This window comes from Paenibacillus sp. S02, from assembly GCF_019454065.1.
GTDB classification, from domain to species: Bacteria; Bacillota; Bacilli; order Paenibacillales; family Paenibacillaceae; genus Paenibacillus; species Paenibacillus polymyxa_B.
Map to the genome: position 1 here is coordinate 943,441 of NZ_CP073682.1, position 25,834 is coordinate 969,274.

The 25,834-nt window shown below is 40.3% G+C and carries 18 protein-coding genes and 1 pseudogene; 17 read left to right on the forward strand and 2 right to left on the reverse strand.

From position 1 onward, the window contains the following. Positions 1-2,991, reverse strand: a complete 2,991-nt coding sequence (locus KAI36_RS04285; RefSeq protein ID WP_258382243.1) for a contractile injection system protein, VgrG/Pvc8 family — start codon at positions 2,989-2,991, stop codon at positions 1-3. Between the two features lie 400 nt (positions 2,992-3,391). On the opposite strand from KAI36_RS04285, the gene KAI36_RS04290 reads away from it, so the two are divergent. The 6 genes and pseudogenes from KAI36_RS04290 to KAI36_RS04315 all read left to right on the forward strand — a co-directional run bounded on the left by KAI36_RS04290 (position 3,392) and on the right by KAI36_RS04315 (position 8,674). Beyond that, the gene (locus KAI36_RS04290) at positions 3,392-3,910 is read left to right on the forward strand and encodes a GNAT family N-acetyltransferase (protein ID WP_081384274.1); all 519 of its coding nucleotides are present in this window, start codon (positions 3,392-3,394) and stop codon (positions 3,908-3,910) included. Between the two features lie 156 nt (positions 3,911-4,066). Beyond that, positions 4,067-4,356, forward strand: a pseudogene (locus KAI36_RS04295) (N-6 DNA methylase); the annotation flags it as partial. A 360-nt stretch (positions 4,357-4,716) separates the two neighbouring features. Beyond that, a complete protein-coding gene (locus tag KAI36_RS04300) occupies positions 4,717-5,706 on the forward strand; it encodes a tRNA dihydrouridine synthase (RefSeq protein WP_220027036.1) in 990 nt (329 codons plus the stop codon). Between the two features lie 54 nt (positions 5,707-5,760). Then, positions 5,761-6,330: an SF0329 family protein gene (locus tag KAI36_RS04305; protein ID WP_220027037.1), complete on the forward strand. Its 570-nt coding sequence runs from the start codon at positions 5,761-5,763 to the stop codon at positions 6,328-6,330. A gap of 297 nt (positions 6,331-6,627) precedes the next feature. Then, positions 6,628-7,215, forward strand: a complete 588-nt coding sequence (locus KAI36_RS04310) for a TetR/AcrR family transcriptional regulator (protein ID WP_258382244.1) — start codon at positions 6,628-6,630, stop codon at positions 7,213-7,215. A 136-nt stretch (positions 7,216-7,351) separates the two neighbouring features. Then, a complete protein-coding gene (locus KAI36_RS04315; protein ID WP_220027039.1) occupies positions 7,352-8,674 on the forward strand; it encodes a metal-dependent hydrolase family protein in 1,323 nt (440 codons plus the stop codon). 2 nt (positions 8,675-8,676) lie between these two features. Here the strand turns inward: KAI36_RS04315 and KAI36_RS04320 are convergent, their stop codons facing one another. Further along, positions 8,677-9,441 (reverse strand): helix-turn-helix domain-containing protein, encoded by a 765-nt coding sequence (locus KAI36_RS04320; RefSeq protein WP_258382311.1) that lies wholly within the window; start codon positions 9,439-9,441, stop codon positions 8,677-8,679. Between KAI36_RS04320 and KAI36_RS27090 the strand changes: the two genes are divergently transcribed. The 11 genes from KAI36_RS27090 (at position 9,376) to KAI36_RS04370 (ending at position 25,830) form a co-directional block, all read left to right on the forward strand. Beyond that, the gene (locus KAI36_RS27090) at positions 9,376-9,522 is read left to right on the forward strand and encodes a hypothetical protein (RefSeq protein ID WP_258382337.1); all 147 of its coding nucleotides are present in this window, start codon (positions 9,376-9,378) and stop codon (positions 9,520-9,522) included. The genes KAI36_RS04320 and KAI36_RS27090 overlap by 66 nt on opposite strands. Positions 9,523-9,935: 413 nt before the next feature. Next, a complete protein-coding gene (locus KAI36_RS04325) occupies positions 9,936-10,955 on the forward strand; it encodes a glycoside hydrolase family 88/105 protein (protein ID WP_220027041.1) in 1,020 nt (339 codons plus the stop codon). 12 nt (positions 10,956-10,967) lie between these two features. Beyond that, positions 10,968-13,142 (forward strand): 1,3-beta-galactosyl-N-acetylhexosamine phosphorylase, encoded by a 2,175-nt coding sequence (gene gnpA, locus KAI36_RS04330; RefSeq protein ID WP_220027042.1) that lies wholly within the window; start codon positions 10,968-10,970, stop codon positions 13,140-13,142. Between the two features lie 388 nt (positions 13,143-13,530). Beyond that, complete coding sequence (locus KAI36_RS04335) at positions 13,531-14,583, forward strand: DNA cytosine methyltransferase (RefSeq protein ID WP_220027043.1); 1,053 nt, start codon at positions 13,531-13,533, stop codon at positions 14,581-14,583. Then, positions 14,583-16,538, forward strand: coding sequence for a hypothetical protein (locus tag KAI36_RS04340; RefSeq protein WP_220027044.1), 1,956 nt, complete (start codon positions 14,583-14,585; stop codon positions 16,536-16,538). The genes KAI36_RS04335 and KAI36_RS04340 overlap by 1 nt, the downstream gene beginning before the upstream one ends. Beyond that, entirely contained in the window at positions 16,528-17,385 is an 858-nt protein-coding gene (locus KAI36_RS04345) for a hypothetical protein (RefSeq protein ID WP_220027045.1), read from the forward strand. Before KAI36_RS04340 ends, KAI36_RS04345 begins: the two co-directional genes overlap by 11 nt. An 11-nt stretch (positions 17,386-17,396) precedes the next feature. Further along, positions 17,397-18,137 (forward strand): DUF6339 family protein, encoded by a 741-nt coding sequence (locus KAI36_RS04350; RefSeq protein WP_220027046.1) that lies wholly within the window; start codon positions 17,397-17,399, stop codon positions 18,135-18,137. A gap of 165 nt (positions 18,138-18,302) precedes the next feature. Next, a complete protein-coding gene (locus KAI36_RS04355) occupies positions 18,303-19,979 on the forward strand; it encodes a DNA cytosine methyltransferase (RefSeq protein WP_220027047.1) in 1,677 nt (558 codons plus the stop codon). A 791-nt stretch (positions 19,980-20,770) separates the two neighbouring features. Next, positions 20,771-22,192, forward strand: coding sequence for an ATP-binding protein (locus tag KAI36_RS04360; protein ID WP_220027048.1), 1,422 nt, complete (start codon positions 20,771-20,773; stop codon positions 22,190-22,192). Continuing rightward, positions 22,182-24,896 (forward strand): Z1 domain-containing protein, encoded by a 2,715-nt coding sequence (locus KAI36_RS04365; protein ID WP_220027049.1) that lies wholly within the window; start codon positions 22,182-22,184, stop codon positions 24,894-24,896. Before KAI36_RS04360 ends, KAI36_RS04365 begins: the two co-directional genes overlap by 11 nt. Beyond that, positions 24,880-25,830 (forward strand): PD-(D/E)XK motif protein, encoded by a 951-nt coding sequence (locus tag KAI36_RS04370; protein WP_220027050.1) that lies wholly within the window; start codon positions 24,880-24,882, stop codon positions 25,828-25,830. The genes KAI36_RS04365 and KAI36_RS04370 overlap by 17 nt, the downstream gene beginning before the upstream one ends. Positions 25,831-25,834 lie beyond the last annotated feature (4 nt).

Consider the following 25,834-nt stretch of genomic DNA (forward strand, 5'->3'; position numbering starts at 1 on the left):
CTAATCATTATCAATTATTTGAGTACCTGCTTTAATTTTTTGGTTATATTCTTCTTGCGTAAATATACGAAAAGTAAGCTTGTCTGGTCTCCCTTTCTTATCCACTCTCCTTAGACCATCTAAAGATTCTTTAAGGATTTTATCGGCTTGCCGTTGTAATTGTTCAACCTCTTTAATTTTTGCCCCTGACCTCCATTTATCATCAATCCGAAATCTTGAAGCCAGCTTATCACTGACAATAAATGCATCAATATCAAAGTCCGTTGGATCAAATGGCGCGTTCCCCTTATGTGAGCCTTTCTGGCCTGTTGCCAAAGAACCTCTATACCCCACTTTAGCATCCGGGTCTAATTCTTTTATTTTCTTCGCAGCAGGACTCAGTGTCGCTCGAACCGTATTCATAATATCTATTCTGGTTTTAGGTTTACCCGTCCCTTTAGTTTTAGTTAGACTCGATTTCGGCTCATTCGTTGGCTTCAAGGGTTTTGGTTCTGGAACATCTTTGGAATTATGATGTGTCCCTTTTCCACCTTTTATTTTTCCCTTACCCAGAAGAGAGCTAATTAGCATCCCAGCTAATGTCTCACCCTCCATGTAACTTTGGCCCTTCTCTAACATCCGTTTATCGTCTTCTTTTAAACCTTTGAGATACTCATCTCTAGCATTTTCCTGATCCAAAACATAATTTTTAGCAAATACCAAATCTCCCTTTGCCTCTTCATATTGGCCCGACACTATAGTACTTATAGTATCCACAGGATGCTCGATAAGAGCATCTTTTAACTGTTTCAAGCCTTCAACGTTCGCTTGAACTGTTTCCTCCATGCCCTGGAAAAAGAGTGTGGTTTCCTCGCCAAAACTTTTTTTAGGGGGGGCGGGACGATTAGCTTCCCAGTCACGAATACTTTGCGCATACTTTCTTGCTCTCTGTAATTTTTCTTCTTCTGGGGAAAGCGGCTTAGGAGGAGGTTGTTGCTTCATATAATCCCTAATCCATTTTTCACGAACACTTTTAGGAACCTGCTGATACGCATGAACCATCATCTTAGACTCTTTCAGCAAGTTTTGAACCAGCTCCAATGTTCCACCGGAATGAGCCATATGACGAGCACTTGTATACACTTTCCCCAAAATCCACTTGTTATAATAGGCTTCCTGAGCTCGCTCATACTCGTATTGACTGACCAGTCCCTGCATTGTTAAACCAGCCAAGTATTTTAATGGATGAATTCTGGTTCCCTTACCGCCTCCCCCAACCGTAGGTGTTCCTTTACTTCGAACAGGAATGGCTGCAGTTGCTTTCAGAATGACACCCGCCGCAGGCCCACTTAGTGCTCCTATAACAGCACCAGCCACTTTTCCCATCACCGGAATGGAGCCTAAAAGCTTAGATACCGTACCCATCAAGGTTTTGGCTTGTTGAAGGGCTGCCGGACTTGTGACTTTCGCGGTAGGAGTGTTGCTGGATGGAGCTTTGGCTGTTACTGCAGTTTGAGCCGCTTCATAGGCTTTAATACTCATCAATGGAGGCTCAGGTACAGGAGGAAGGTCAGCTACGAAAACTGGAGCTTTTACCGTACCTTCTTGATAAATCACTGGAGCTTTGGTGTCTGTCTCACCATCCAATACCATGCTGCTGGTTCCACCTTTTAAGTATAGCGCCGTCCCAGCTTCCAGTGAAAGTTCCTCACCTGCATTGAGCTTCACATGACCACCCTGAATCTGCACATTCCCCGGACTGTTAACGGTAATGCCACCATCTTCATTTAGTGTAATTGAAAATCCATCCGAGGTGGACAGGGTCAGTTCTTGCTCAGACATTTCTATGCCGCTTCCTTGCAGGTGTTGCCACACCTTCATATCGGGTTGTCCATTCGCGTGGCGTTGTTGTCGTAATGAATCTGTCACATAGGCATCCTGTTCGTGATGTGTAGGCAGATATAACTCGACTTGTTCCCCGATCTCAGGCATATCGTACCAGCCACTATGTTCTTCAGCTACATATCGAGTCGCTACAGGAAACCAGCAGGCTTTGGCAGGATCTTGCTTTGGGTCGATGTCCAGTTGAAGCTGCACAAAATCATGCTGTACCTTCAGCACCGTTCCTGTCAGCGAAATCCCGGTCGCCTGATCGTTCTCATACCGGGCATAGCGAATATCCTGTTCAGCTTGAAGATCATAACGAGTACGCAGTAAGCCATCCGTTAGTGTGGTCACTGCTCGAACCACGACCAGTTCTTTGCCTTGTCCAATGGATAACGTGATGAGGTCGCCCAGCGCATAGTATTGCAGACTTTCAATCATATAGGTGACATACGAGCCAGCACGTTCTCCCGGCTTTTCCGTATCCAGCTCATGAAACGTTTTTCGTACACGATAAAATACATCCCGCTCCACCTTATGCTGCTTGCCTTCGGGCATCCCGAAGAAAACCTTGGGCGAAGCTGCGGTTACCTCTGGCACAAGTACGGAACCAAAGCGAGAAGCGAGACGTTTTAAAAACGTCCAATCGGTCTCCTCATATTGTAAAACAAATGCCTCCAGTTTGGCATAGTTCGTGACGGTATCAATGGCATCTCCATACTGATATTTTCGAATCATCGTAGTGACCAGATCATCATAAGTGCGGTGAATATCTTGATAGGAGCGTCTTTTTACCTTGATATCCATCTGGTACGAATGGGAAGCGGCCTCCAGTTCAAATGTATATACGCCTCGCACACAGTGTACGGACATACGTGTAACAATTCCATGGAACAGTCTTCTCAGCGATTGTCCCTGATCATCCAACTGACGAATCACAATCGGCTCCTGCTCCATATTCTGTCCAATGCATGCAGTTCCTTGTTCTTCGGAGAGCATACCACTAATATGTAAATAGGCATGATCATTGATGGCACGTGTTATTTGAAGTTGTTCAATATGTTGTGGCTGAAAGGGAGCATAAAAGCGTAGGCTTTCATATCCGATTCCATCTGAAAATACGCTCAAGTGAGTTCATGACTCCTTTCTAGATGCGATAGGTATTTCCAAGTAAAGTATGTCATCTTGCATTCGCTTCTGAATTATAGAAGCCGTGAATGAGTACAAATTCAAGATAGATATGTATACAAGGTTTGTTGGGCATAAAGGAACGAGAGGTGATATTTAATAAACAACCCAGCATATGTATTTATCGGTTAAAAGAGAGATTTAGTTTACAGAATGACCCATTGGTTGAGGGATTTACTATGTGTATTTTTGGAAGCAGGTGATACGGGAGGGAAGTGTAACATGCGCTAATATGGAAATAAGGTGATACGCCACATGGTTTGCCATTACGATGCTTTTCGTGTTGCCAAATCAGATACTTAAACCAAAATCGATCTAATTTTAATAATGGAGTGATAGAATGATATGGGTTCTTGTACCTTTAAATAGTGGGAATATTGAAGATTACTTACCAGACTTATATGATTGGAGTCTTACTGAAACCGAAAAAGAGCAACATACTTGCCGACCCATAAACGAACTACCTCCATATAACAATTATAAAGTGAATGTACTGAAGAGACTTGCGAATGGGCTATTAATATATATCTTAGTTGATAAAAGTAACAATAATAAACGTGTAGGCAAGATACAGCTTTTTGACTATAATTCTCGAAATAAAAGTGCCGAGATCGGATATTACTTGCCTTTAAAACATAGAAAACAAGGACATGCAAATGTATTACTTGAGTTATTTATAAGCACTATTTTTGAACGTAAGGATTTGGAGTTGAATAAAATTTATGCAACGGTTGCGGCATGTAATCAAGCATCCATAAAATTTATAGAAAATTCCATTTTAAGCTGGAGGGGACTTATCGAGAGCATTATTGGTTTAGTGATGGTTCGATATACGATCAATATCATTATTCTTTGCTAAAAAGAGAGTATGTTAGCTTAGATGAAAAAGAAAATAGAGGCAATTGAATGATATTCATTTAAATGAATTGGAAGTATATCCTTTCCATCGTCTCGATACATGTGGAGTGTTGTTCACTATTGGTCAGAAAAGACTAATAGTTGAGGTGTATTGGCGTTTGAAAAAGGTAAAAATCAAAACAAATTTACTGATAAAAACATCAATAAGATTATCGAAACGTACCGAAATCGTGTAGATGTTGATAAATATGCTCATGTGGCATCACTTGAAGAAATCAAAGAAAACGAGTTTAACTTAAATATTCCTCGCTACGTGGATACGTTTGAAGAAGAGCAAGTCATTGATCTTGCCGAAGTAAGTAAGCTTTTAGAACAAGATAAACAAGAAATCGCTGAACTTGAAGCCAAATCAATGAACAGCTGAAAATTTTGGGTATTCATGTGTAGTAATTGACGAAATGGGTCAAGGATATTATTTCTTGGCTCTTTTTTTAAGACATTCGCTTGGGAACGGCGTAAGCTGGGGGAAGTTATGCCGTGCAGTATTTCTATGAACTGCGGCGCAGTACGTTATAGAAGATGGCAAGGAGGGGCGGCGCTCTTCCTTTTTTTGCGAGTCTTTTGGGGAGTCTGCTCCTCTCTTGGGTATGATATACTCATTTAGATGTCTATGCTTAACATATACTGCCGTTTGAACTACGTTGCTTAAACATGTTATATGTGAAGAAGAAGCAAGGACATGAACAGGTTAGCTTTACCATTTTGGGACCAAAGATTTGTCCTGGTATTTATAGAGGAGTTTTTGATATGACGAATAATTTTTGGCGTGATTTGCCACGACCTTTTTTTATACTGGCACCGATGGAAGATGTGACGGATGTTGTGTTTCGCCATGTCGTAAGTGAAGCAGCCAGACCGGATGTGTTTTTTACGGAGTTTGCGAATACAGAGAGTTATTGTCACCCGGAGGGGAACAAAAGTGTACGCGGGCGTTTGACTTTTACAGAGGATGAACAGCCCATGGTGGCCCATATCTGGGGAGATAAGCCGGAATATTTCCGTGAAATGAGCATTGGTATGGCGAAAGAAGGCTTCAAAGGCATCGATATTAATATGGGTTGTCCTGTAGCGAATGTAGCCGAGAATGGGAAGGGAAGCGGCCTGATCTGCCATCCCGAAATCGCAGCGGATATCATTCAGGCCGCCAAACCCGGGGGACTGCCCGTCAGTGTGAAAACAAGGCTCGGTTTCACTGCCGTAGACGAATGGCGCGACTGGTTGACCCATATTTTGAAACAAGACATTGTGAATTTGTCCATTCATCTGCGGACAAGAGAGGAAATGAGCAAAGTAGACGCCCACTGGGAACTGATTCCGGAGATTAAGAAACTTCGTGATGAGGTGGCACCAGATACACTGTTGACCATTAACGGAGATATTCCGGACCGTCAGACCGGCTTGAAGCTCGCTGAGCAATATGGAGTGGATGGCATTATGATTGGGCGTGGTATTTTCCAGAATCCATTTGCGTTTGAGAAGGAGCCGAAGGAACATAGCAGTGAAGAATTGCTTGAACTGCTGCGGCTTCATCTAGATCTCCATGATCATTATTCAGCGCAGGAGCCGCGTTCGTTCAGCCCTCTTGCCCGCTTCTTCAAAATATATGTCCGTGGATTCCGAGGGGCAAGTGAACTCAGAAACAGCTTAATGAACGCCAAATCAACAAATGAAGTGCGTACACTGCTTGATGAGTTTGGAAGCAAGGATCATGATGAGGTAGAGGAACGTGGAAATTAAATTGCCAACTTGAGGGGCGGGCTGTTAGTAGGCATTGAAAACATAGGAGGATATATGTCCTGGAGTAAATTGAAGCAACAACTGGAGAGCTTCCGCTGTCCTGCGTTAGACGGAAGGGTCGAATACCGAGCTACCAGTTACCGTTATTTGCCTGATAAGTCTGGAATTTGTTATATAACTGTAGATAAGAAGAACATACTCAATATGAATGATATCACTAGTCCAATCAAATGGTATCAGACGGAGTTGGAGATCAAGAATGATCCCAATATCCAAGTTCCTATCAGCAATGAAGACATTGAAGCGGTCAGAAAAGATACTAATGGGAACGTTCCCGAGGAGCGTCTACAAGTAATTGCAAGAGGTAGAAAAATATCAGAACATGCAAAGGAGCTTTTATCAGCACAGGCCTCATTAAGCAAGTCTAATTTTAATGTTGTAGCTAATAAGTTTTTAACTACTTCTATAGAAGACAGCTTAGAGAGTAATGATATCTTATTGAATATTCTAGCTTTAGTGGACAGACGAGTAGGAAAAAAGCGAATTTTAAACATGACCGAGAAGATGAAGTTAAAGCATCCGATTGTGCAGTATTTTTATGAACTACGACGTAGTACGTTATGAAAAAATTAACTTTCATTGATGGGGGCACGTCATATCAGGGTTGTTCTCACTGAAGACATGAATAAGACTTGAAAAAATCAGGGAAAAGGTTGAATGGAGAACGGGGCAAACCCGCTTCCGTCATGTCTTTTCCCTGTTTTTTTATATTCGGCAATGGAATTATCACCTATCGTAACTGTCAAAGTTTCTGTTGTTTTGCTCTGGTTTGACAGATCTAAGCCACTGAATTACACTAAAAATGAATGGTTTATTCATTATTGATCGAGGGTGTTTATTATACAGGCGAAAAAAGATGAAGTGAAAAAAGAAATTGAATCAGCCGCTTTAAAGGTATTTTTTCGAAAAGGCTTTGTAGATGCCAAAATGAGCGATATTGCGGATGAAACCCAAATTTCTGTCGGAAATATTTATACTTATTTTAAAAATAAGAAAGAGTTATTTTATACGGTTGTTCCGCCATCTTTAGTGGATTATTTGAAGAATGTGTTAGTGGAAAGCATTCATATCGATAACCAGACTTTTTTTGAAGAAACCAATAACGAAAAAAAATCGGCCATTGTTCAGGAGCAAATCAACCTATTAACTCAATATAGCAAGCAGATCGTCATTATTTTCGAAAAAAATAAAGGCACGATTTACAGCGATGCAAAAAATGAACTGATCGATTTGATGATTGAAACCAAGAAGCCTTATTTGAGAAACACTTATAAAAGGTATGAAATCGGAACTGATGAGAATATGATTTTGCTGAACATCATTGCCAATAATGTCATCCATATGACTTTGGATTTATTGAAGAGGGATATGAGCGCCGATAGCCGGAAACGGATTTTTGAGGCACTTAGTCTATACAGGCTGCATGGACTAAAAAGCTTGAATGAGTAATGTCGACAAGTAGGAATGATTATTTGCGGGACGGTCTATCATTTTTTTGGCATTAAGGCTGTCCCTATATTTTTATTCCAAAAATGAATTTATAATTCATTATTAAACACCATGAGCGCAGCAGGAGGGAGAAACGATGGGAACAGGTTATGCACTTAAGAACTGCAATGTAATTTATGGAGACGCGAAAAAAGACGTTGAAAAAATGATGACGATTTTAATTCACGAAGACGGGCTGATTCAGGAGATTGGGAAGGCAAGCGATTTGGCTATCCCCAGCCATTATCAAACGATCGATGTATCAGGAAAATATGTGATGCCTGGCCTTATCAACGCACACGTCCATCTTTTTGCAGATGGAAAGCCATTTACGCTGTCTGCAAGCGAAGGGCTGCTGAATTTTGCATTCCGTCATATTTTGGATACGAGGCTGGGCCGAAGTGTGTTAAAAAAACGGGTGAAGAAAAATGCACTGACGGCACTGCATTCCGGTGTAACCACGATGCGTAGCGTCGGCGAGTTTTTTTATACTGATGTACAGCTTCGAGATGAAATTAATGCAAACCGGTTTGTTGGCCCCAATCTTTTGGTGTCCGGGTATTTCCTGAGCGTAACGGGTGGTCATGGGGCACCCTATTTGGCTTTGATCGGCGATTCGCCATGGGAAGCGAGAAAAAATGTAAGAATTAATGTGAAAAACGGAGTAGATCTAATCAAAATATGCGTGACTGGCGGGGTTACCGATGCCAACATGGTCGGTGAAGCAGGCCGCTTGCAAATGACGGAGGAAGAGGTTGCCGCCATATGTGAGGAAGCCCATAAAATCGGTATGCGTGTAGCGGCCCATGTGGAAAGTACCGAAGGCGTAAGAATCGCGCTAAAGGGCGGGGTGGATACCATTGAACACGGTGCGGAGATGGATGAGGAGATCATAAGTCTGTACAAAAACAATCCTAGGGCATTAAATGGCTATACCGCCTTGATTCCTACTATGCAGGCTGCGTATCCCACTGCGAAGTTGGACACGAGCCTAACGAAGGTGAATGAGACTGTTAAGGAAAATTCCCGGCTTGTGTACGACTCCATGCTGAAGGGACTGCGACAGGCTGTGGAACATCATATCAAAATTGGGGTTGGAACGGATGCCGCAATGTCCTACGTCACCCACTATGATATTTGGCGGGAACTGGACCACTTTATGAGACAAACGAAACTGGAAGCGAGTCAGGTCATCGAACGGGTAACAAAATCTAATGCGGAAATCTTAGGCATCGATCACCTTACAGGGAGCATTGATGTCGGAAAACAGGCGGATTTAATCGTGCTGGAGCAAAACCCTTTGGACAACATAAAAGCTTTGTCGGATGTAGCTATGGTCATGGTCAAAGGCAATCTTATACAAACACCATCGGTGACCAGAATTCGAGAACTGGACGAGCTGCTTGATTCCGTTTGGTAAAATCAAACCCACCCCGTAAACTCCAGTATAGACGCTTTTGCGGATTGCGCTTCGGATTGCGCCCCTTTACGCCATTCTTTTGGCGGCTTTCCCATAAGCCTGGAGAAGCAACGGTTGAAGCTGGAAATGGAGCGATAACCGACTTGCTCGGAGATCGAAAGAATGGAGTCTTCTGTGCTTTTTAACTGCTTGCAGGCCTCTTCGATTCGGGTGCTGTTTAGGAAATCGAGAGGCGACGTCCCCATAATTTCATGGAATTTTCTTCGGAAATGAGTTGTGCTTAAATGGCACAGGTCGGCCAAAAAATCCATCGTAATGGGGTTCATATAGTTTTTCGTGATGTACTCCAGAACCGGAGAAATGACAAAATCGCTTTTCAGACAATGCTCTGTTTCTTGATCTGCCAACAGTTCATTCCTGGAATGAATTCTAAGGAGTTCTATATAAAGGGATAGCAATAAGCCGTAGGCACTTTCCTGATAGTAAGGATTCTGCTGTTTTAATTCCTCTACGATTGAAGTCGCAAGTGTATAAACCTTGGGATGTTGCTCCTTATTCAATATACAGTTCATTCCCTTCACCACCCACAAATTCGGCTCGAAGTTGCTATAAGCACTTTTAAATGAATGTTGAAAGAGGTCCTCTGGCGAAAAAAAGATATAAGACCAAAGACTGGCTGTATTTGGCGAACTATACGTGGTATGAGGAAGATACCTGGGGATGAAGGTCACATCGCCGGCTTTGAAGGGTACAGATTCTCCTTTGATCTCCATGATGCCGCTATCCGAATAGCATATGCCAATCTCCAAATGGTTATGGAAATGGAGATGTTCACTTTTAATATCTGAAATCTTCCAACGCTCACCGCTTAATAGCAAGACAGGGAAATTTATGGGCAAGCTGTAGTGTCGGTATTCTATAACGGGCTTCTTTTTTCTGGGCATATCCAATACTCCCATAACTTTGATTTTAACCAGCAGATTATACATCAGGATTTTGCAAAATTCGATTCCAATCGCTCCAAGGTGCAATATATAGACGAACTAGACCATTTCGATCTATATACTGTTTATTGGAAGTCGCTTATTGGATTTTTGCAAAATCATCACATAAATGATTGGAAATGCGCAGTTTTGTTGCGAATATGCTTAGATGGAGACTATTTTACTGCGTACAATGGAATAAGTAAAGCGTTTACAAAACAGTGACGAACAGCTCTCAAGCGCCTTTGGGGGCGTGTGCGAAAGAGAGGAGAACATAGATGCTTCAATTAACTTATGACAAGGAAGAGATGTTAATAGTTATCGACAAAGTCGTCAGAAAAACAATGGCGATGGATTTGACGTGGGACTGGCCTTGCGGTGTGGCTTATTATGGTGTATCCAGAGCCTATACCAAAACAGGAAATAAAGAGTATTTGAATATGCTTGTGCAATGGGCAGATGAATATATCGAGCTGGGGCTGCCGCATTGGACGGTAAACACATGTGCTATGGGCCATATGCTGATCACATTGTATGAAGAAACAGGGAACCAGAAATATTGGGATATTGTGATGAGCAAGGTGGATTATATTCGGAACCATGCTCTCAGGTTCGGAGACAATGTTCTGCAGCACACGGTATCCGTTGCTAATGATTTTCCAGAACAGGCATGGGCGGACACATTGTTTATGGCGGCATTTTTTCTGCTCCGTGTAGGAACCAAATTAAAGGATGAGGAAATGATCCAGGACGCCTTAAACCAATATTACTGGCATATCAAATACCTGCAAGACCCTAGTAGCGGTTTCTGGTACCATGGCTACAATAATGTCAAGCAGGATCACATGTCCGGATTTTTCTGGGGGAGAGCGAATGCTTGGGGAGCATATACCATGTCGCAAGTTAAAATTTATTTGAAAGACTGGTATCTATATCCGCAGTGCATGGACGTGGAGTGTTCGCTTCGGGATCAACTGGCGGCACTGAAGGGTGTTCAAACGGAGAACGGCCTATGGCGGACGGTACTGGATGACGAGGAATCCTACGAGGAGGTGTCTGCATCTTGCGGCATCGCGGCGGCCATGATCAATAACGGCAATCCGCTGCATACCAAATACGTGCAAAAGGCATTGGAGGGCATCTTAAACCATATTAGCGAGGACGGACGGGTACTAGGTGTTTCTGGCGGCACAGCGGTTATGAAAGATCGGGATGGGTATCGCAATATTCCAAAAGACTGGATTCAGGGCTGGGGTCAAGGTCTGGCATTGGCTTTTCTATCCGATATGTTGAATTAGGAGGGAACCAAGTTGTCTAAAAAAACCACGGGGGCCTTTACACTACCGGGAGAATCCGGTTATGAGGCGCTGACCCTGAAATTAGCTGAACGGTGGGGTGCCGATGTCATCCGTGACAGTGACGGCACGCAATTGTCCGATGAGATTATAAACGCTGGGTACGGCATATATTCGACAATCTGTATCATCAGAGATCATAACGAGTGGGCGTCCCACAATCTTGACAAGCTGCAGCAATGTTTTTTAATTACAAATCCGAAGGTAGCTGTACAAGATTATGTATCCATTTATCTGATGGAGGATTTTTTTGCTGAACAATTCAAAGTTAATGATTCCAAAGAGGCGTTTAACTATTGGCAAGTTTTTGATAGAACGACCGGGGAGGAAGTTCCAAGAGAACAGTGGAATTATGAAAGGGAATCCGGAAATGTGGTTATTACCGGAATTGTTCCTTGGCATAAATATACGGTAAGCTTTATGGCCTACCGGATCTGGGAAGAGATTTCCATGTACAATCACACAACGAATCATTGGGACAAAGAGCATTTGATGCAGATTGATCCTATCTATGCAGAAACGCAAAAGTATCTGCTGGATTGGATGGAAGATTGGTGTCTCCATCATAAGGAAACCACGGTTGTTCGGTTTACCTCCTTATTTTATAATTTCGCCTGGATATGGGGTAGTAATGAGCGCAATCGCCATCTGTTCTCTGACTGGGGTTCATATGATTTTACGGTAAGTTCAAGAGCGCTTGATCTGTTTGCCAAGAAATACGGGTATTCGATGACTGCCGAGGATTTTGTAAATGGCGGAAAATACCGCGTCAGTCATATCCCGGCTGAGCAGCGCAAGCTGGATTGGATGGAATTTATCAATGATTTTGTAATCGAATTTGGCAAGAAATTAATTGACATTGTACATAGGCACGACAAGCTGGCCTATGTTTTCTATGATGACAGTTGGGTTGGCATGGAGCCTTACAATGACCGTTTTCAAGAGTTTGGATTTGACGGGTTGATTAAATGTGTGTTCTCAGGTTACGAGGCGAGACTTTGTTCAGGTGTAAAAGTGAATACGCATGAGATTCGGCTGCATCCATACTTATTTCCGGTTGGTTTAGGCGGGCTTCCCACCTTTATGGAAGGGGGGAACCCCACGCTGGATGCCAAAAAGTATTGGATTAATATTCGGCGCGCCTTGCTGCGGGAGCCTATTGACCGAATTGGACTGGGCGGATATTTACACCTTGTAGAGCCTTACCCGGATTTTTGCGATTACATCGAAAAGATTGCCAATGAATTCAGAGAAATTAAGGAACTGCACCATGAAGGCAAGCCCTATCACATGAAGACGAAGGTAGCTATTCTGCATAGCTGGGGAAAATTGAGATCGTGGACATTGTCCGGACATTTCCATGAAACGTATATGCATGATTTGATTCATGTCAATGAGGCTTTATCCGGCTTGCCGATTGAAGTGCAATTCATTGATTTTGAAGATATCCGTCAGGGAATTCTACAGGATTGTGATGTAGTGATCAATGCCGGCTCTGCTGGTTCAGCATGGAGTGGTGGGGAGTACTGGAATGACAACAAGTGTGTGGACTTACTGACCAAATGGGTTTATGAGGGTGGTACCTTTATTGGCATCAACCAGCCTTCTGCGGTTGAAGGTCACGACAGCTTTTTCAGAATGGCACATGTTCTTGGACTGGATGAGGATACAGGCTCCAGAGTAGGTCATGGAAGATGGACTTATGAGGTTAGGGATGAGCATGGATTGGTGCCTGAAGGAGCCAGTATAACGCCAAAGAATAGCATTTATCTTACTGATGGGTCAGCTGCGGTAGTGGAAGAAACGAGTGGTATGATAACACTGTCTACTCATGCCTTTGGTAAAGGAAAGGGGATATACCTTCCTTCTTTCGAATTCAGCTGGGAAAACACAAGGTTGCTGCTGAATATGATTCGCTTTGCGGGTAATGAGTTACATGAAACGAAGTACATTACGGATAACCTATATACAGAGTGTGCTTATTATCCAGAAAGTAAAATGTTGGTTGTTATTAACAATAGCGATCAACTTCAAAGAACGACGATTGATACGGAATATGGCAAACAAACCATGGAATTAGAACCGTTTGACACCATGATCACCCATATCGGCTTAACAAAATCGGTATAGGAACAGAAAAAGGATTCAAGGTTATAATATTGAAGAGGCTCAAGCTTGAGGCTATCCTGCCGATGCTTGAGCTTTTTGCTGCAATATTTACGAAAAGGAAGCAATCTCTGTACCACATCCTTATCAAAACAATGGTTGTCATGGTCTGCTGATCGTCCATGTGATATCATCGTATACTCGAAATTAGATACAGTTTATCTAGTCGAGGTGAAAAATACTAGTTACTTATCTATGGATTTCATGGCAGTAAAGGACAAAAGAGAACGCTAAATGTATTACATTTTTTATAATTCTCATCTATTATTAAAATAGTAGAATTTATGTTGTGATTTAAGTGAGTTCTTGAAAAATGTAGAATTAAATTTAACTTGTTTTGGAGTGGACATCTTTGGATTTAATAAATCATAGTCAATATACGGTAGGAAGTCTTTTTGCAGGAATAGGTGGATTCTGCCGTGCATTCAAGAATGAAGGTTTTGATGTTGTATGGGCAAATGAATTAGACAGCTATGCTTCGCAGACGTATCGCCATAATTACTCAGATACTAGGCTGATCGAAAAATCGGTAGAAGAGCTTTCAGTAAAAGCGGATGAGCTTGAGCCGGTCGACATTCTAACTGCCGGCTTTCCTTGTCAGTCTTTTTCCCTTGCTGGTAATAAGCTTGGATTTAAAGATCCTAGAGGACAGTTGTTCTTTGAAATAATTCGTTTGATTAAGGAGTTTGGAGAACATAAACCTAAAATTCTTGTGCTGGAAAATGTAAAGAATCTGATCTACCATGATGACAAAAATACCATTAATACAATCGAAGAAGAAATTAAAAGGGCTGGATACTGGTTTAGAATTCCTTTGGATCAGAAAGGAAACTTGATCTCGCATCGCAGTAATGCAGTAGTTCTGAATACTAAGGAGCATACCGATATTCCGCAGAATAGAGAGCGACTGTATATGGTTGCCTTCTCACAGCAGCACTTCAAAATGAATACATTCAATTTTCCTAAGGCCTTAGAAGACATTAATGACGTAAGAGCGTATCTGGACATACATGAAAAGGCAGATGAAGAGTATTACTTTGATTTGAACAGCAAGTACGGCAGGATGTTCGCAGACAAAATAGCGGAAGGTAGTGATGACTCCGTCTATTTGTTGCGTAGGGCTTATGTACGAGAGAATAAGAGTGCTGCCGCCTTTACCCTGACAGCAAACATGGGGGAAGGTGGGCACAACGTTCCGGTGATTAAGGATGATTGGGGAATAAGGAAGCTATCACCTATTGAATGCGCTCGGCTGCAGGGATTTCAAGATTCCTTTTTTTCTTTTCCGAAAAGTATGCCCAAAGGTAAGCAGTATAAGCAGGTAGGCAACGCAGTCACAGTTGACTTGGTGCAGAAGTTGGCAGCAGAATGCAGAAGAAATTTGATTGAGCAGGGAGTGCGATAATGATAAACTGGAATTTTCCTCCTAACAACTACGGACAAGTTACTGGTCTTAACGATGCAGGTATTGAAACATTTAAGGGGAACCCTTGGGATTCACTCGCCCGAGAGATTAACCAAAATTCTTGCGATGCTAGAGTTTCTGGGAGTATCGAACCTGTTAGAGTGGAGTTTGAAGTTAAAGAACTGCCTGCATCGGCTTTCCCCAGAAAAGATATGTTCATCAATGTTTTAAATCAAAGTTTGGATTATTGGAAAGAGAATGCTAAGACAGTCAGTTTTTTTGAGCAGGCATTAAACGTTATGCAGGCAGAAACAATCAAATTTCTGAAAATAAGTGACTACAATACAACTGGACTAACTGGAGCAAATCAAGGTCATCACGGAGGATGGCATAATCTAATCAAGTCGGTTGGCTCCTCAAACAAAGATTCCAAGTCGGGGGGTTCCTTTGGTATTGGAAAACATGCTCCTTTTGCATGCTCGGACCTTAGGACCGTTTTTTACAGCACTAAGGATCAACATGGCGTTGAGGCGTTTCAGGGTGTATCCAAGCTTGTCACTCACTATGATGAGAAGGGAGAACCTACTCAGGGGACCGGTTATTACGGACAAGTAGAGAAAAATGAGCCAATACTTCTTCAAGAGCAGATCAATGAATTTTTCAGAAGAGATGAAACAGGAACTGATGTATTTATAGCGGGATTCAATGCGGAAGAAGAGTGGGAGACCAAGGTTATCCGCTCCGTTTTAGAAAGTTTTTTTGTTGCTATCTTGGATCAAAAGTTGATAGTAAAAGTTGGAGAAACAGAGATTAACGCTGAAACGATTCCTAGTATACTGGGACAATATACGAAGGGCGAATCAGACTGTTTGTCCTATTCTTATTATGAGGCTTATACGTTGTCTAATACATCTAAGTTTGTACTCAATAACTTTGAAGGTTTTGGGGAGATCCGAATGTACATACTTCCCGGAAAAGATGCACCTAAAAGAGTAGCAATGGTTAGAAGTACTGGAATGAAAATCTATGATAAAGGTAGCTTCCGAACTCCATTTAAATTCTCCGGCGTCTTAATTGCAGATGGAGATGAGATTAATGAATTCCTTCGGAAGATAGAGCCTCCTACACATACTGCTTGGGAGGCTGAACGGCATGATGATCCAAATTATGCAAAAGGGATTATAAAAAAATTATACGGTTGGATGAATGAGCAGATTAGATCAATTTCGCTAGGGAATGCCGTTGAAGAATTAGATGTTGAAGGGCTGAGTGAGTATCTCCCTGACAAAGGTGAGGACAGTAGCTCGGCTCCTGCATTAGCTGAAGAAGAGGGAGAGAAAAGTGAGCCGAAAGAAATTGAGCTTCAAGTAAATTACCAGCAGAGTAAGCCGAATACTGTAAACATAACAAGTAAAGGTGATTTACCAGGCTATGACCACGAACAAGAGGCAGAAGAAAGCGACCTTGATTCTGGTGTAGACCCTGATATTAATAAAATAGACTCTCTTGATAATATCACTGAACAGAGCAATGGGGAAAAGGATTCTGAAGAACATGGTCCGTCCGACTCCAATCATAATGATAATTCGGACGAAGATAATAATACTGAATCGGAGGTATCAGGAGAAGAAAAACAATTACAGCCCAAAGTAAATAAAAATTTGCGCATAACTCAATCCAGAATTTTCTGCACTGATCCGGGTAAAGGGACATATAAGATGACTCTTAAGTCTAATGAGGGAGGATATGGATATGTTGGAGTTAATATTATAGGGGAAGTCGGAGGAGAAAAGGCTAAAGTACGTTCCGCAGAACAGTTTGAGGAGAATGTGCATATAGAGAATGATGTAAAGATCGGTCCAGTACGCTTTGATAGGAATGAGCGAACAGTGATAACTATTACACTTAAAGAACCGCTTCGCTGTGCTTTGGAGGTGGCTATCTATGCAAATTAGTTCAAGACAGTACCCGCATCCCGTACTTTCTTATAATTCGGATGACTTTATTAACAGCGATTTTCAGGCTTCCCTTAAAAATACTAAAAGTCACAGTTCATATATTTTTGATGCATACTGTGTCACAAGCAGTGAAGGGATAAACCAGCTTATAAAAGATCATAAGGCTAGGTTTGCATTTCATTTTGAATGCCAAACAACGCGTTATCGTAAAATATTTTCCTCTTTTGATAATAATTTCAACTTTAGCCTTTCTGCCCAAGATATTGAAGGGAAAGTACAAATCTGTGCATTTATAATAGCTGTAGAAGATTTAGAAAGCTACGAACTGACTGAGTTTCACCCTGACTATGAAGGATACAGTTTTCAAATAAGGAAGGGGGATATTCTTGCTGTTGATGCTGAAAGATCATTTTTTGCTGAAAAAGATATTGACCCATTAAAGCGAATTCCGTCGATTTTCTCCATTCAACCTAATCGTAGTGAAGATGCTCAAGCTATTGAAGTAGATTCCTCTGGGAATAAAATCATCATCAAATTGTCCCAAGAAAACTTTGATTATTATAAGTCTATTTCCTTAAATGCCAGCTTTCAACCCATCCTTTCTTCGTTAATTGTTATTCCGGCTCTAGTATCCATTCTTGAGACGCTGAGACATGAGGAGACGGATATTGACTATGAAGAGTGCCGGTGGTATCAGGTTATTCTGCTAAGACTAAAAGATTTTGGGATAGAATTGGGTTCTCACAGTTTTGAGCAGGAGTCTACAATCTCAATTGCACAGAAGCTGATTGGGGATCCACTTAGTCAGTCTTTTTCAGCGTTAATGAATTTAGAGGAAGATTGAGGTGCTAAAGTTTGAATTTACATTATGTAAGCGACAGTTCACTAGATGATATAAAATCAAATATAAAACATAATATTCCCTATTATTCTTCTAACATTCCTTGGTTGGATGAATATTTTGGGTCTGAGCCCTGGAGTTTCACTTCAAAGATTCGAGTAGAGGATATAGACCTACACATGCCAATAAGTTCAACTGTTCATTTTGACTTAGAAAATACTAAAAAGGTGTATTCAACATTAAAAGATATAACTTTAATCCAAGCTTGCGATGAGCGGATGTGGACGCATCTGACTCATCAAACTTTTTGGAATTATATGCGTGAAAGATGGCCTGTTGAATCCTACTTAAATAAAGAGAAACCTGAAGATGCGATAAAAGAACGTTATTTTTTTATGTCGAACAAAGGTAGAGCACTCGTTCGTAATGGAATTGCCCGACTATGGTGGTACGGCTATGTGTCCTATGATGAGGAGAGGGAAGATCCTTTCGAGCTTACTGCTATACTCTTATCCAAGTTGGATATTGCTCAAAGTTTGCTTGAACGTGTATTCTCTGGGAATCGGGACATCACTCGAGCTGTATTATCTGTTATCCATCAGAAAGATAAAATCGAAGGTGTAGCAGTAAGCAGAGATATCTTCAGAAGTTTAATGATGTACATTAACCAGCTTGGTGGGGTGACCATTCTAGATGCTCTTGATCGATCAGAATTAGAGGTACTAATTGAAACAAAGCTTAATAACCTCCTATAAGAAAGCTAGGGTCTGCCAATAGGCAGGCTCTTTCTATGCTGGTCATCAACGCAATTTCGCGGTAGAATAGAATTCTTGTAAAGTAATTGATTGTTTTTTGCAGGTGAGTATGATAAGCTGCTTTTAAAGAGAACGCGTGTTCTTGATTGAGGAGGGTTCACAGAAATGAGTGGTAAGTTGGTAGCTGTTGATCTTTTCTCTGGAGCAGGTGGCTTAAGTTTAGGATTTATACAAACCGGCCAGATTCGAATAGCAGTAGCCGTTGAGAATAATAAATCAGCACAGCAAACCTATTTAGCAAATCACCCTGACGTAAATATGTATGGTGATATTAGAAATGTTGATTACAACCAAATTCTAAATGAATGCAGAAGAATGGGGGCAGAAAAAGTCAATATTGTTTTTGGTGGTCCCCCCTGCCAAGGTTTTTCTAATGCAAACAGACAAAAGGTAGCACTAATCTCTGCCAATAATCAGCTTGTAAAGGAATTTGTCAAAGCTATTGAACTGCTTAATCCAGATGGTTTTGTTATGGAGAATGTTAAGGAACTTAAGTCCAATAAGCATAAATTTTTCTTATCTTCACATGACGAGCAGGAGGTTGCTGAACTTCGACTTGTACCATCGGAAGAAAAAGTCTCCTTGGGGGAAGTTAACACACTTAAGTCTGAGCTTTTAGTTTTTTTAAATGAGTCGTTACGGGTTTCTATACCTAGTTATGTAGTCGGAAATAAAGTTCTATTTTCCAAACTGAATCATTTATACCGAAAGAAAAAAGAAGCAGAAGTTTATCTCAAGAAAACTCGCGTCGCGATTAAAAGCTTCTATAGTAATTGGGAAGATCTGCATGAGTATTACTGGAGTCCAGAGTATAAAGAGAAGTGGATGCAGTTGAAGGATCTATTTCAGAATGAGGAAAGTTCATTAGAAGAGGTTTTCTCATGTCTAAACGAAGTTATAGCTATTCAGCAGATCATCATGCGAGCAGGAGAAATTGAAATTAACGGGTTAAAAGCAGGGCAATTTTACTCAGAACACAATGAGATTCTTGTAAATCTTCAAACATATATTGTATTAGATTATCTAAAAGCAAAGTTTAAAAGCTTAGGTTATAAATTTAATGAGGATCAGCTGGTTTTGAATTCTGCTAATTTTGGAGCTCCTCAGCAAAGGGAGCGTTTGTTCCTTGTTGGTGTAAAAAATGAATTAGTCGAAAATATAGAAATAAAGCTGCCTGAGCCCATTATTAAAAGTACGGAACAATTCTATACTGTGAAGGATGCTGTTGAGGATCTTGAAAATGTAGAGCCTTTGGTCCTTATGGAGGAAGATCAGCCTTTAGTTAAAGCGAATATTGAAAATGCAAACCCATTGCTGAAGTACTTACAGGCAGGAATCGGGGACGTTAGAAATCATATTATGACTGATACAAGGGAAACTGCACTTCGGAGATTTAAGATGCTACAGCCGGGACAAAATTTTCACCACCTAGATGATTCTTATAAAGATACGTATTCAAATCCGAAGCGAACACAAAATACGGTTTATCTGCGGCTGAACTATAATACTCCTTCCGGGACTGTTTTGAATATCAGAAAATCTATGTGGATCCATCCTGTAAGAAATAGGGCTGTAAGTATAAGGGAAGCTGCTAGGTTACAAACTTTTCCAGATAGCTTTGTGTTTATGGGGGCCAAAGATGCTCAATACCAGCAGGTAGGAAATGCAGTACCTCCTCTGTTGGGGAGAGCTGTAGCAGATCAGCTTCTCTATTATTTAGGGCATTCTCCAGTAGAGTCTTTAAAAGATGTAATTACACCACTTCAAACTGTAGATATATAATAAAAGATTCCCTACTCTATTTGAGTAGGGAATCTTTTATTATAGTGAATACATTGAACATTTAGAAGGCATTCTTCATTCTTTGCACTTAGGGTTGAACGTTGTGCAAACCATCCCAGCAAAGTCCAGTACAGCTAAATTCGCTGTCTTGAAGTCATACAGGTTTCTAATTTTCGAGGCTAGTATTTTGTCGGTTCTTGGACGGGATTTGTTGGAAGAGAGATCAAAATACCTTATAAATAACCTAATGACATTGGTATCGATGGGAACTGTGTTTTGATGATAAGCTTAGCAGAGCACTGCATTGGCAATGTAGTCTCCAATCCCAGGAAATTTTATTAGTGTATCAAATTTATCTGGTACTTTTCCATTAAAATTAGTAGATATTTGTATAGCAGTTGATTTAATTCTAGTTGCGCGGTAAATTAGACCAATAGGACTAATTATTTCAACCAATCATGATTCTGAAGCCTTAGAAAGTTGTTGCATAGTAGGGAAACTAGAGAGCAGAGGTCCGTATACCTCTCCAACCTTCTTACATGGGTTTGTTGCAGTAAAAATTCGGTTAGGAGTACATGATATGGATAGTAGAGCGCCATGGATAATTTTTTTTATTTTGATCAAACCATTGCTTCAGAGTATTCCAATAGAAGGATATTTCTTTCATTATTACACCTCATAAGCAGATTATATAGTAATGTGAAATTAACCCTTAGTCCATTAATATAAGCAATGAACAATTTAGCAATTAACTTTTATGATTTGAAAGCATACTGAAAAGGTGTGGATATATGAAAAAGGAAGTCATAAATCCCAATATAAGGAATTTTATTGTGTCGCTACGGGATGTAGGCTATACATTTGATGTAGCTGTAGCAGATGTTTTGGATAATAGTATTGCAGCACAAGCATCGGAAATACATATTCAGATGCTTGAAGAGCCAGAGCTTATTTTTTGTATGCTCGATAATGGTAATGGAATGACCACTACTGAACTAATTGAAGCTATGCGTCTGGGGACTAAAAATCCCAATGAAGCCAGAAATAAGTCTGACTTAGGCAGGTTTGGCTTGGGACTGAAAACAGCTTCTTTTTCCCAATGTAAACGTCTAACAGTAATTTCTAAGAAGAACAAAAAAACTTCAGTTCGACAGTGGGATCTGGATTATATCGCAGATGCAGACGAGTGGATTCTACTTGCTCCGTCGCTAACTCAGTTAAATAGTTTGCCTATGTTGAAAAAGCTAAAAAACCAAGATAGCGGAACACTTATTGTATGGCAAGGAATAGATAGCGTAAGTAAGGCAGAACTATCTTCTGTTATCACGAATTTAAGGAGGCATTTGTCGCTTGTATTCCATCAGTTTTTGGAAGGTGGACCTAAACAAAAGGCGATTAATATACAGATCAATAATAATCCTTTAGTACCGTTTAATCCTTTTAATATCAATCATCCAGCTACACAGCAACTTACGAATGAGAAATTAAAAATAGGAAAGTCAACAATTACTGTTCAGCCGTATATTCTTCCGCATCATTCTAAATTGTCACAACAGGAATACGAAGAGTATGCCACAGATGAAGGGTACACAAGATCTCAAGGATTCTATTTATATAGATCTCGTAGATTACTTATTTATGGCACTTGGTGGGGGCTTCATAGAGCAAATGATGCTCATAAGCTTGTCAGGATTAAAATTGATATTACAAATGATCAGGACAAACACTGGGGAATTGATATTAAAAAGTCTACAGCAAGTCCAATTCCAGAGATAAAAAACGATCTTAAAAGAATTATTAGACAGGTTACAGAAAAAGGTTCAAGACCTTATACAGGAAGAGGGAAAAAGATTGAAGATAAGACGACAACAAAGTTTTGGCAACTCGTTCCGCATGACTCAGGATTTCGCTTTATTTTGAATCAAGAGCACCCTCTGCTGGAAAAGCTGCAGGATGATTTATCTGGAGAAAACCGTCAGTTGCTGGACATGTATCTAAAAGGGCTACAAGCCTATCTGCCGCTGGAAGCCATTCAAGCGCAACTGCAGCAGAATCCTTATGAGGTGCAACAGGAGACACTTATGACGGAGGAAGATATTAGAGAATTAGCAGATAAGTTAAAAGCAGCAGGGTTAAGCGAAGATGCTATTAAAGATTTGCTTAAAACAGAGATGTTTAAGAATCGAGAGGGGTTATTAAAGGGTGGACACTAATAGTTATCAGGCAATAAAGAATTTTATTCTTAAGAAGCTTCAGGATGTAGAAGGAGTTCTCCCGGAAGATAAAATTAAAGAAGAAATACAAAATGCTAAAACGATTATATCTACAGTAGGAATTTCCATGTTTTCGATGATCTTGTCGGTCTCCGATTTGATAGAACCTTCAAAAGAAGACTGGCTTCGGATGGAGCGTGAGCTGGAAACTCACTTTGATGTGAGAATGGAGGCTGGCATACTAGTACAAGGTGAAGAACAGCAGAAGAGAGATACAACATGGTGGACAGGAAAAGTTAAACAAGAATGCAGTGGATACTATTGGAAACGATATAAAGATCATATGAGCCGCTCCATGGCACCAGAAGTCGTAAAAACAACGGACGAAGACACAGACAGAGTCATGGACAATATTGAAAACCCTATGAACGATTCCATACAAGCATTTGAAAGATTAGGAATGGTAGTAGGACATGTACAGTCAGGTAAAACCGGCAACTATTCAGCACTGGTTTGTAAAGCAGCTGATGCAGGATATAAGTTTATTGTAGTCATTGCTGGAGGGATGAACAATCTAAGAGATCAGACTCAGGTACGTATGAATGAGGCCTTTATTGGACAAGACAAAGGCATTCCTGTCGGCGTGGGTAAACTTGGGGATATGAGATCTGAAATGCTTCCGATCAGTTTGACAACAGCTGAACAAGACTTTAATAAACGAGATGCAGATAGAAATAAGCAGGGGATTAACCTTGATAATATCAGCACGCCTATTCTGTTAGTCATCAAAAAAAATTCAAATACTCTAAAAAATGTGATTGATTGGCTGAAGACGCAATATCGAGGACAAATCGCCAAACATGCCATGCTTATGATTGATGATGAGTCTGATTATGCGTCGATTAATACAAGCAGTGAAGAAGATCCTACGATTATTAATAAGCGGCTCAGAGAGCTCCTGCGTTTGTTCCATAAGAGTGCCTATGTAGCTTATACGGCTACCCCATATGCCAATATATTTATTGATCATGAAGCTTCAAATGATGATGTAGGCAAAGATATTTTTCCCAAGGATTTTATTTATGCCCTTAAAGCACCAACCAATTATTTTGGAGCAGCAAAGATTTTCTTAGATCCTAAACAAAAAAACATCGTGAAAATTAAAGATTATTCTAAATCCCTACCAATTACACATAAAAAAGGTGAGCCTATAAGCGAGCTGCCTGATAGTTTGTATGATGCTGTTCGCCATTTTTTCGTTAATGTAGCGATTAGAAAACTTAGAGGCCAAGGGGATAAGCATAACAGCATGTTAGTACATGTAACCCGGTTTACAGCGATTCATGAACGAGTCAGTTCTCTCATAAAAGAATACGTAGAAAAAATGCAACAAGCTGTGAATGCATATGGAAGATTAGACGCTGTAGAGACACAGCATCCGATGCTTCAAGATTTAAAGGATACTTTTGCACTAAGGTATTCTGAATTGGAGTTTGAGTGGAAAAAGGTTCTTCATAGCATGGTGGATATTGTTAGTTCTATCATAGTAAGAGAAGTCCATAACAACACTAAAATTCCGCTGGTATATAGGAACGATACAGCCACCAATGCCATTGTTATTGGCGGAACAAGTTTATCAAGAGGGTATACGGTTGAAGGCTTAAGCATTAGTTATTTTATTAGAAGCACAGTGTTTTATGATACGTTGATGCAGATGGGAAGATGGTTTGGTTATCGTCCAAATTATGAAGATCTTTGTTATATATACATGCCTGAAGAAGTCGCTACTAGGTTTAGACTGATTATTGAAGCCACAGAAGACTTGGTAGATGATCTGAATCGAATGGCAAAGGCAAAAATGACTCCTGAAGATTTTGGGTTATCCGTAAAATATCATCCTGATAGTGGTCTACAAGTTACGGCTAGGAATAAGCAAAAGAGTAGCAAGGATCTTTATTTTGAAATGAAGCTTGATGGTACGTTGAAAGAAACCAGTTGGATTCCTAGCAATCCTATATCAAACAAGAAAAATTTTAAGTTAATCAAGAGTCTTGTCGATCAATTAGAAGATAAGTATGGAGCTGAAAAATGGTCGGACTCTATTGAAACAGAAAATACTTTTAAAAGCTATCTTTGGAAAAATGTCCATAAGGAAGTTATTGAATATTTCCTAGATCATTTCGAAGTTGTAGTTTCGGATCAATTTGGTTTGAATTCCAGAATGCCTATTGAATTTGTTCAGGAATACGTGCGCAAGATGGAAACAGAATGGGATGTTGCTTTGTATAACGGTAGCAGTGAGAAAGAATTCGTCGCAAGTAAAATTAAGACAAAGCAAGAAAGACGTAAATTCACACATAAAGTTGATCACTTAGAAGTAAGAAATAGGCAGGTTTCAAGTGGCAGTGCTGAATTTATTTCTCTTTCAGAGGAAGAACGCCAAGAGTGTGGAAATGATCGGAAAGCAGCTAGAAGCAAACTCAAGAGACCCCTTCTCATGCTTCACATTATGGATGGAGAAATTAGTTTGGAAGAAAATGGACAGATTAATCTTCCTTCTCAATCGGATTTGGCTGCTTTTGGAATCAGCTTCCCGGGGGGCATTGAGAGTGGAAAAAGGACCGTAAAGGTAAAAATTAATAGTGTAACAATTAAAAACTTACTAAATGAAACTGAGGAAGATTTTGATGATAACCAAGAATAAGCCCTGGAGAGGAATGGAAAAACAATCCCAAAGACGTGCAGATGCTGACACACCTCACAACTTATTTTGGATCATAGGGCCTCAAGGTAATTACGGGTTGCGAATTCAAACGAAAGACAGTGTTAAATTTGTCGATGACAAAATTAGTCTCAAAGGCATTCAGTTAATTATAGATAGTTCCGTGGCTCACCAAACTGATTTTTTCTTAATTCTACAAAACAAAGAAGATTGGGAGATCTTTCATACACTTTGTGAAGATCTAATCAAAGTAGTTCGTGATAATCCTAATGGAAAAGAATTGATCAGTGCCATTGAACTTCGACTCAAACGTTGGCAACATTTGCTGAAGCAGGATAAGCGTTTGTCTTTATCCATAGAGCAGCAGATGGGATTATTCTCTGAACTTTTTTGTCTAATGAACATTGTTATCCCAAAGCTAGGTGTTCAACAGGCCATTTTAGCATGGAATGGCCCTGATTTTGATAAACAAGATTTTTTGCTTGATGATGCTGCACTTGAGGTGAAATCGTACAGAACTTCTAAGGGAGATACTGTGAATATTTCTTCGTTGAAACAGCTCTACAGTGAAAAGGATTCGATATATTTAGTATCGTATGCACTTACAGCTTCTGAGAATGGAACTTCAATTGAAGAGATCGCCGCAGATATTAGACGGATTATAATTATTAACGGAACAAATAACGATTTAGATTTATTTGAATCTAAGCTTTTAGCGTATGGATATGCCCCTGAAACTCTAATAGAAGAACTAAATAGCTTTATAGTGGATAATCAACGGATCTTCAGCGTTAAGGATGAGTTTCCAAGGATTATACCGCAGGATGTTAAAGCTTCAATAACATCAGTTAAATATTCTGTGGATCTTTCTAGATGCCTAGAGTTTGAAATATGCTTGGATAACTTTCTGAAATGAGGGA

Excerpts from the sequence above, each read along its gene's own strand:
- KAI36_RS04290 (WP_081384274.1), top strand. The coding sequence starts at position 3,392 with ATGATATGGGTTCTTGTACCTTTAAATAGTGGGAATATTGAAGATTAC.
- KAI36_RS04300 (WP_220027036.1), top strand. The coding sequence starts at position 4,717 with ATGACGAATAATTTTTGGCGTGATTTGCCACGACCTTTTTTTATACTG.
- KAI36_RS04305 (WP_220027037.1), top strand. The coding sequence starts at position 5,761 with ATGTCCTGGAGTAAATTGAAGCAACAACTGGAGAGCTTCCGCTGTCCT.
- KAI36_RS04315 (WP_220027039.1), top strand. The coding sequence starts at position 7,352 with ATGGGAACAGGTTATGCACTTAAGAACTGCAATGTAATTTATGGAGAC.
- KAI36_RS27090 (WP_258382337.1), top strand. The coding sequence starts at position 9,376 with ATGAGGAAGATACCTGGGGATGAAGGTCACATCGCCGGCTTTGAAGGG.
- KAI36_RS04325 (WP_220027041.1), top strand. The coding sequence starts at position 9,936 with ATGCTTCAATTAACTTATGACAAGGAAGAGATGTTAATAGTTATCGAC.
- KAI36_RS04340 (WP_220027044.1), top strand. The coding sequence starts at position 14,583 with ATGATAAACTGGAATTTTCCTCCTAACAACTACGGACAAGTTACTGGT.
- KAI36_RS04345 (WP_220027045.1), top strand. The coding sequence starts at position 16,528 with ATGCAAATTAGTTCAAGACAGTACCCGCATCCCGTACTTTCTTATAAT.
- KAI36_RS04355 (WP_220027047.1), top strand. The coding sequence starts at position 18,303 with ATGAGTGGTAAGTTGGTAGCTGTTGATCTTTTCTCTGGAGCAGGTGGC.
- KAI36_RS04360 (WP_220027048.1), top strand. The coding sequence starts at position 20,771 with ATGAAAAAGGAAGTCATAAATCCCAATATAAGGAATTTTATTGTGTCG.
- KAI36_RS04370 (WP_220027050.1), top strand. The coding sequence starts at position 24,880 with ATGATAACCAAGAATAAGCCCTGGAGAGGAATGGAAAAACAATCCCAA.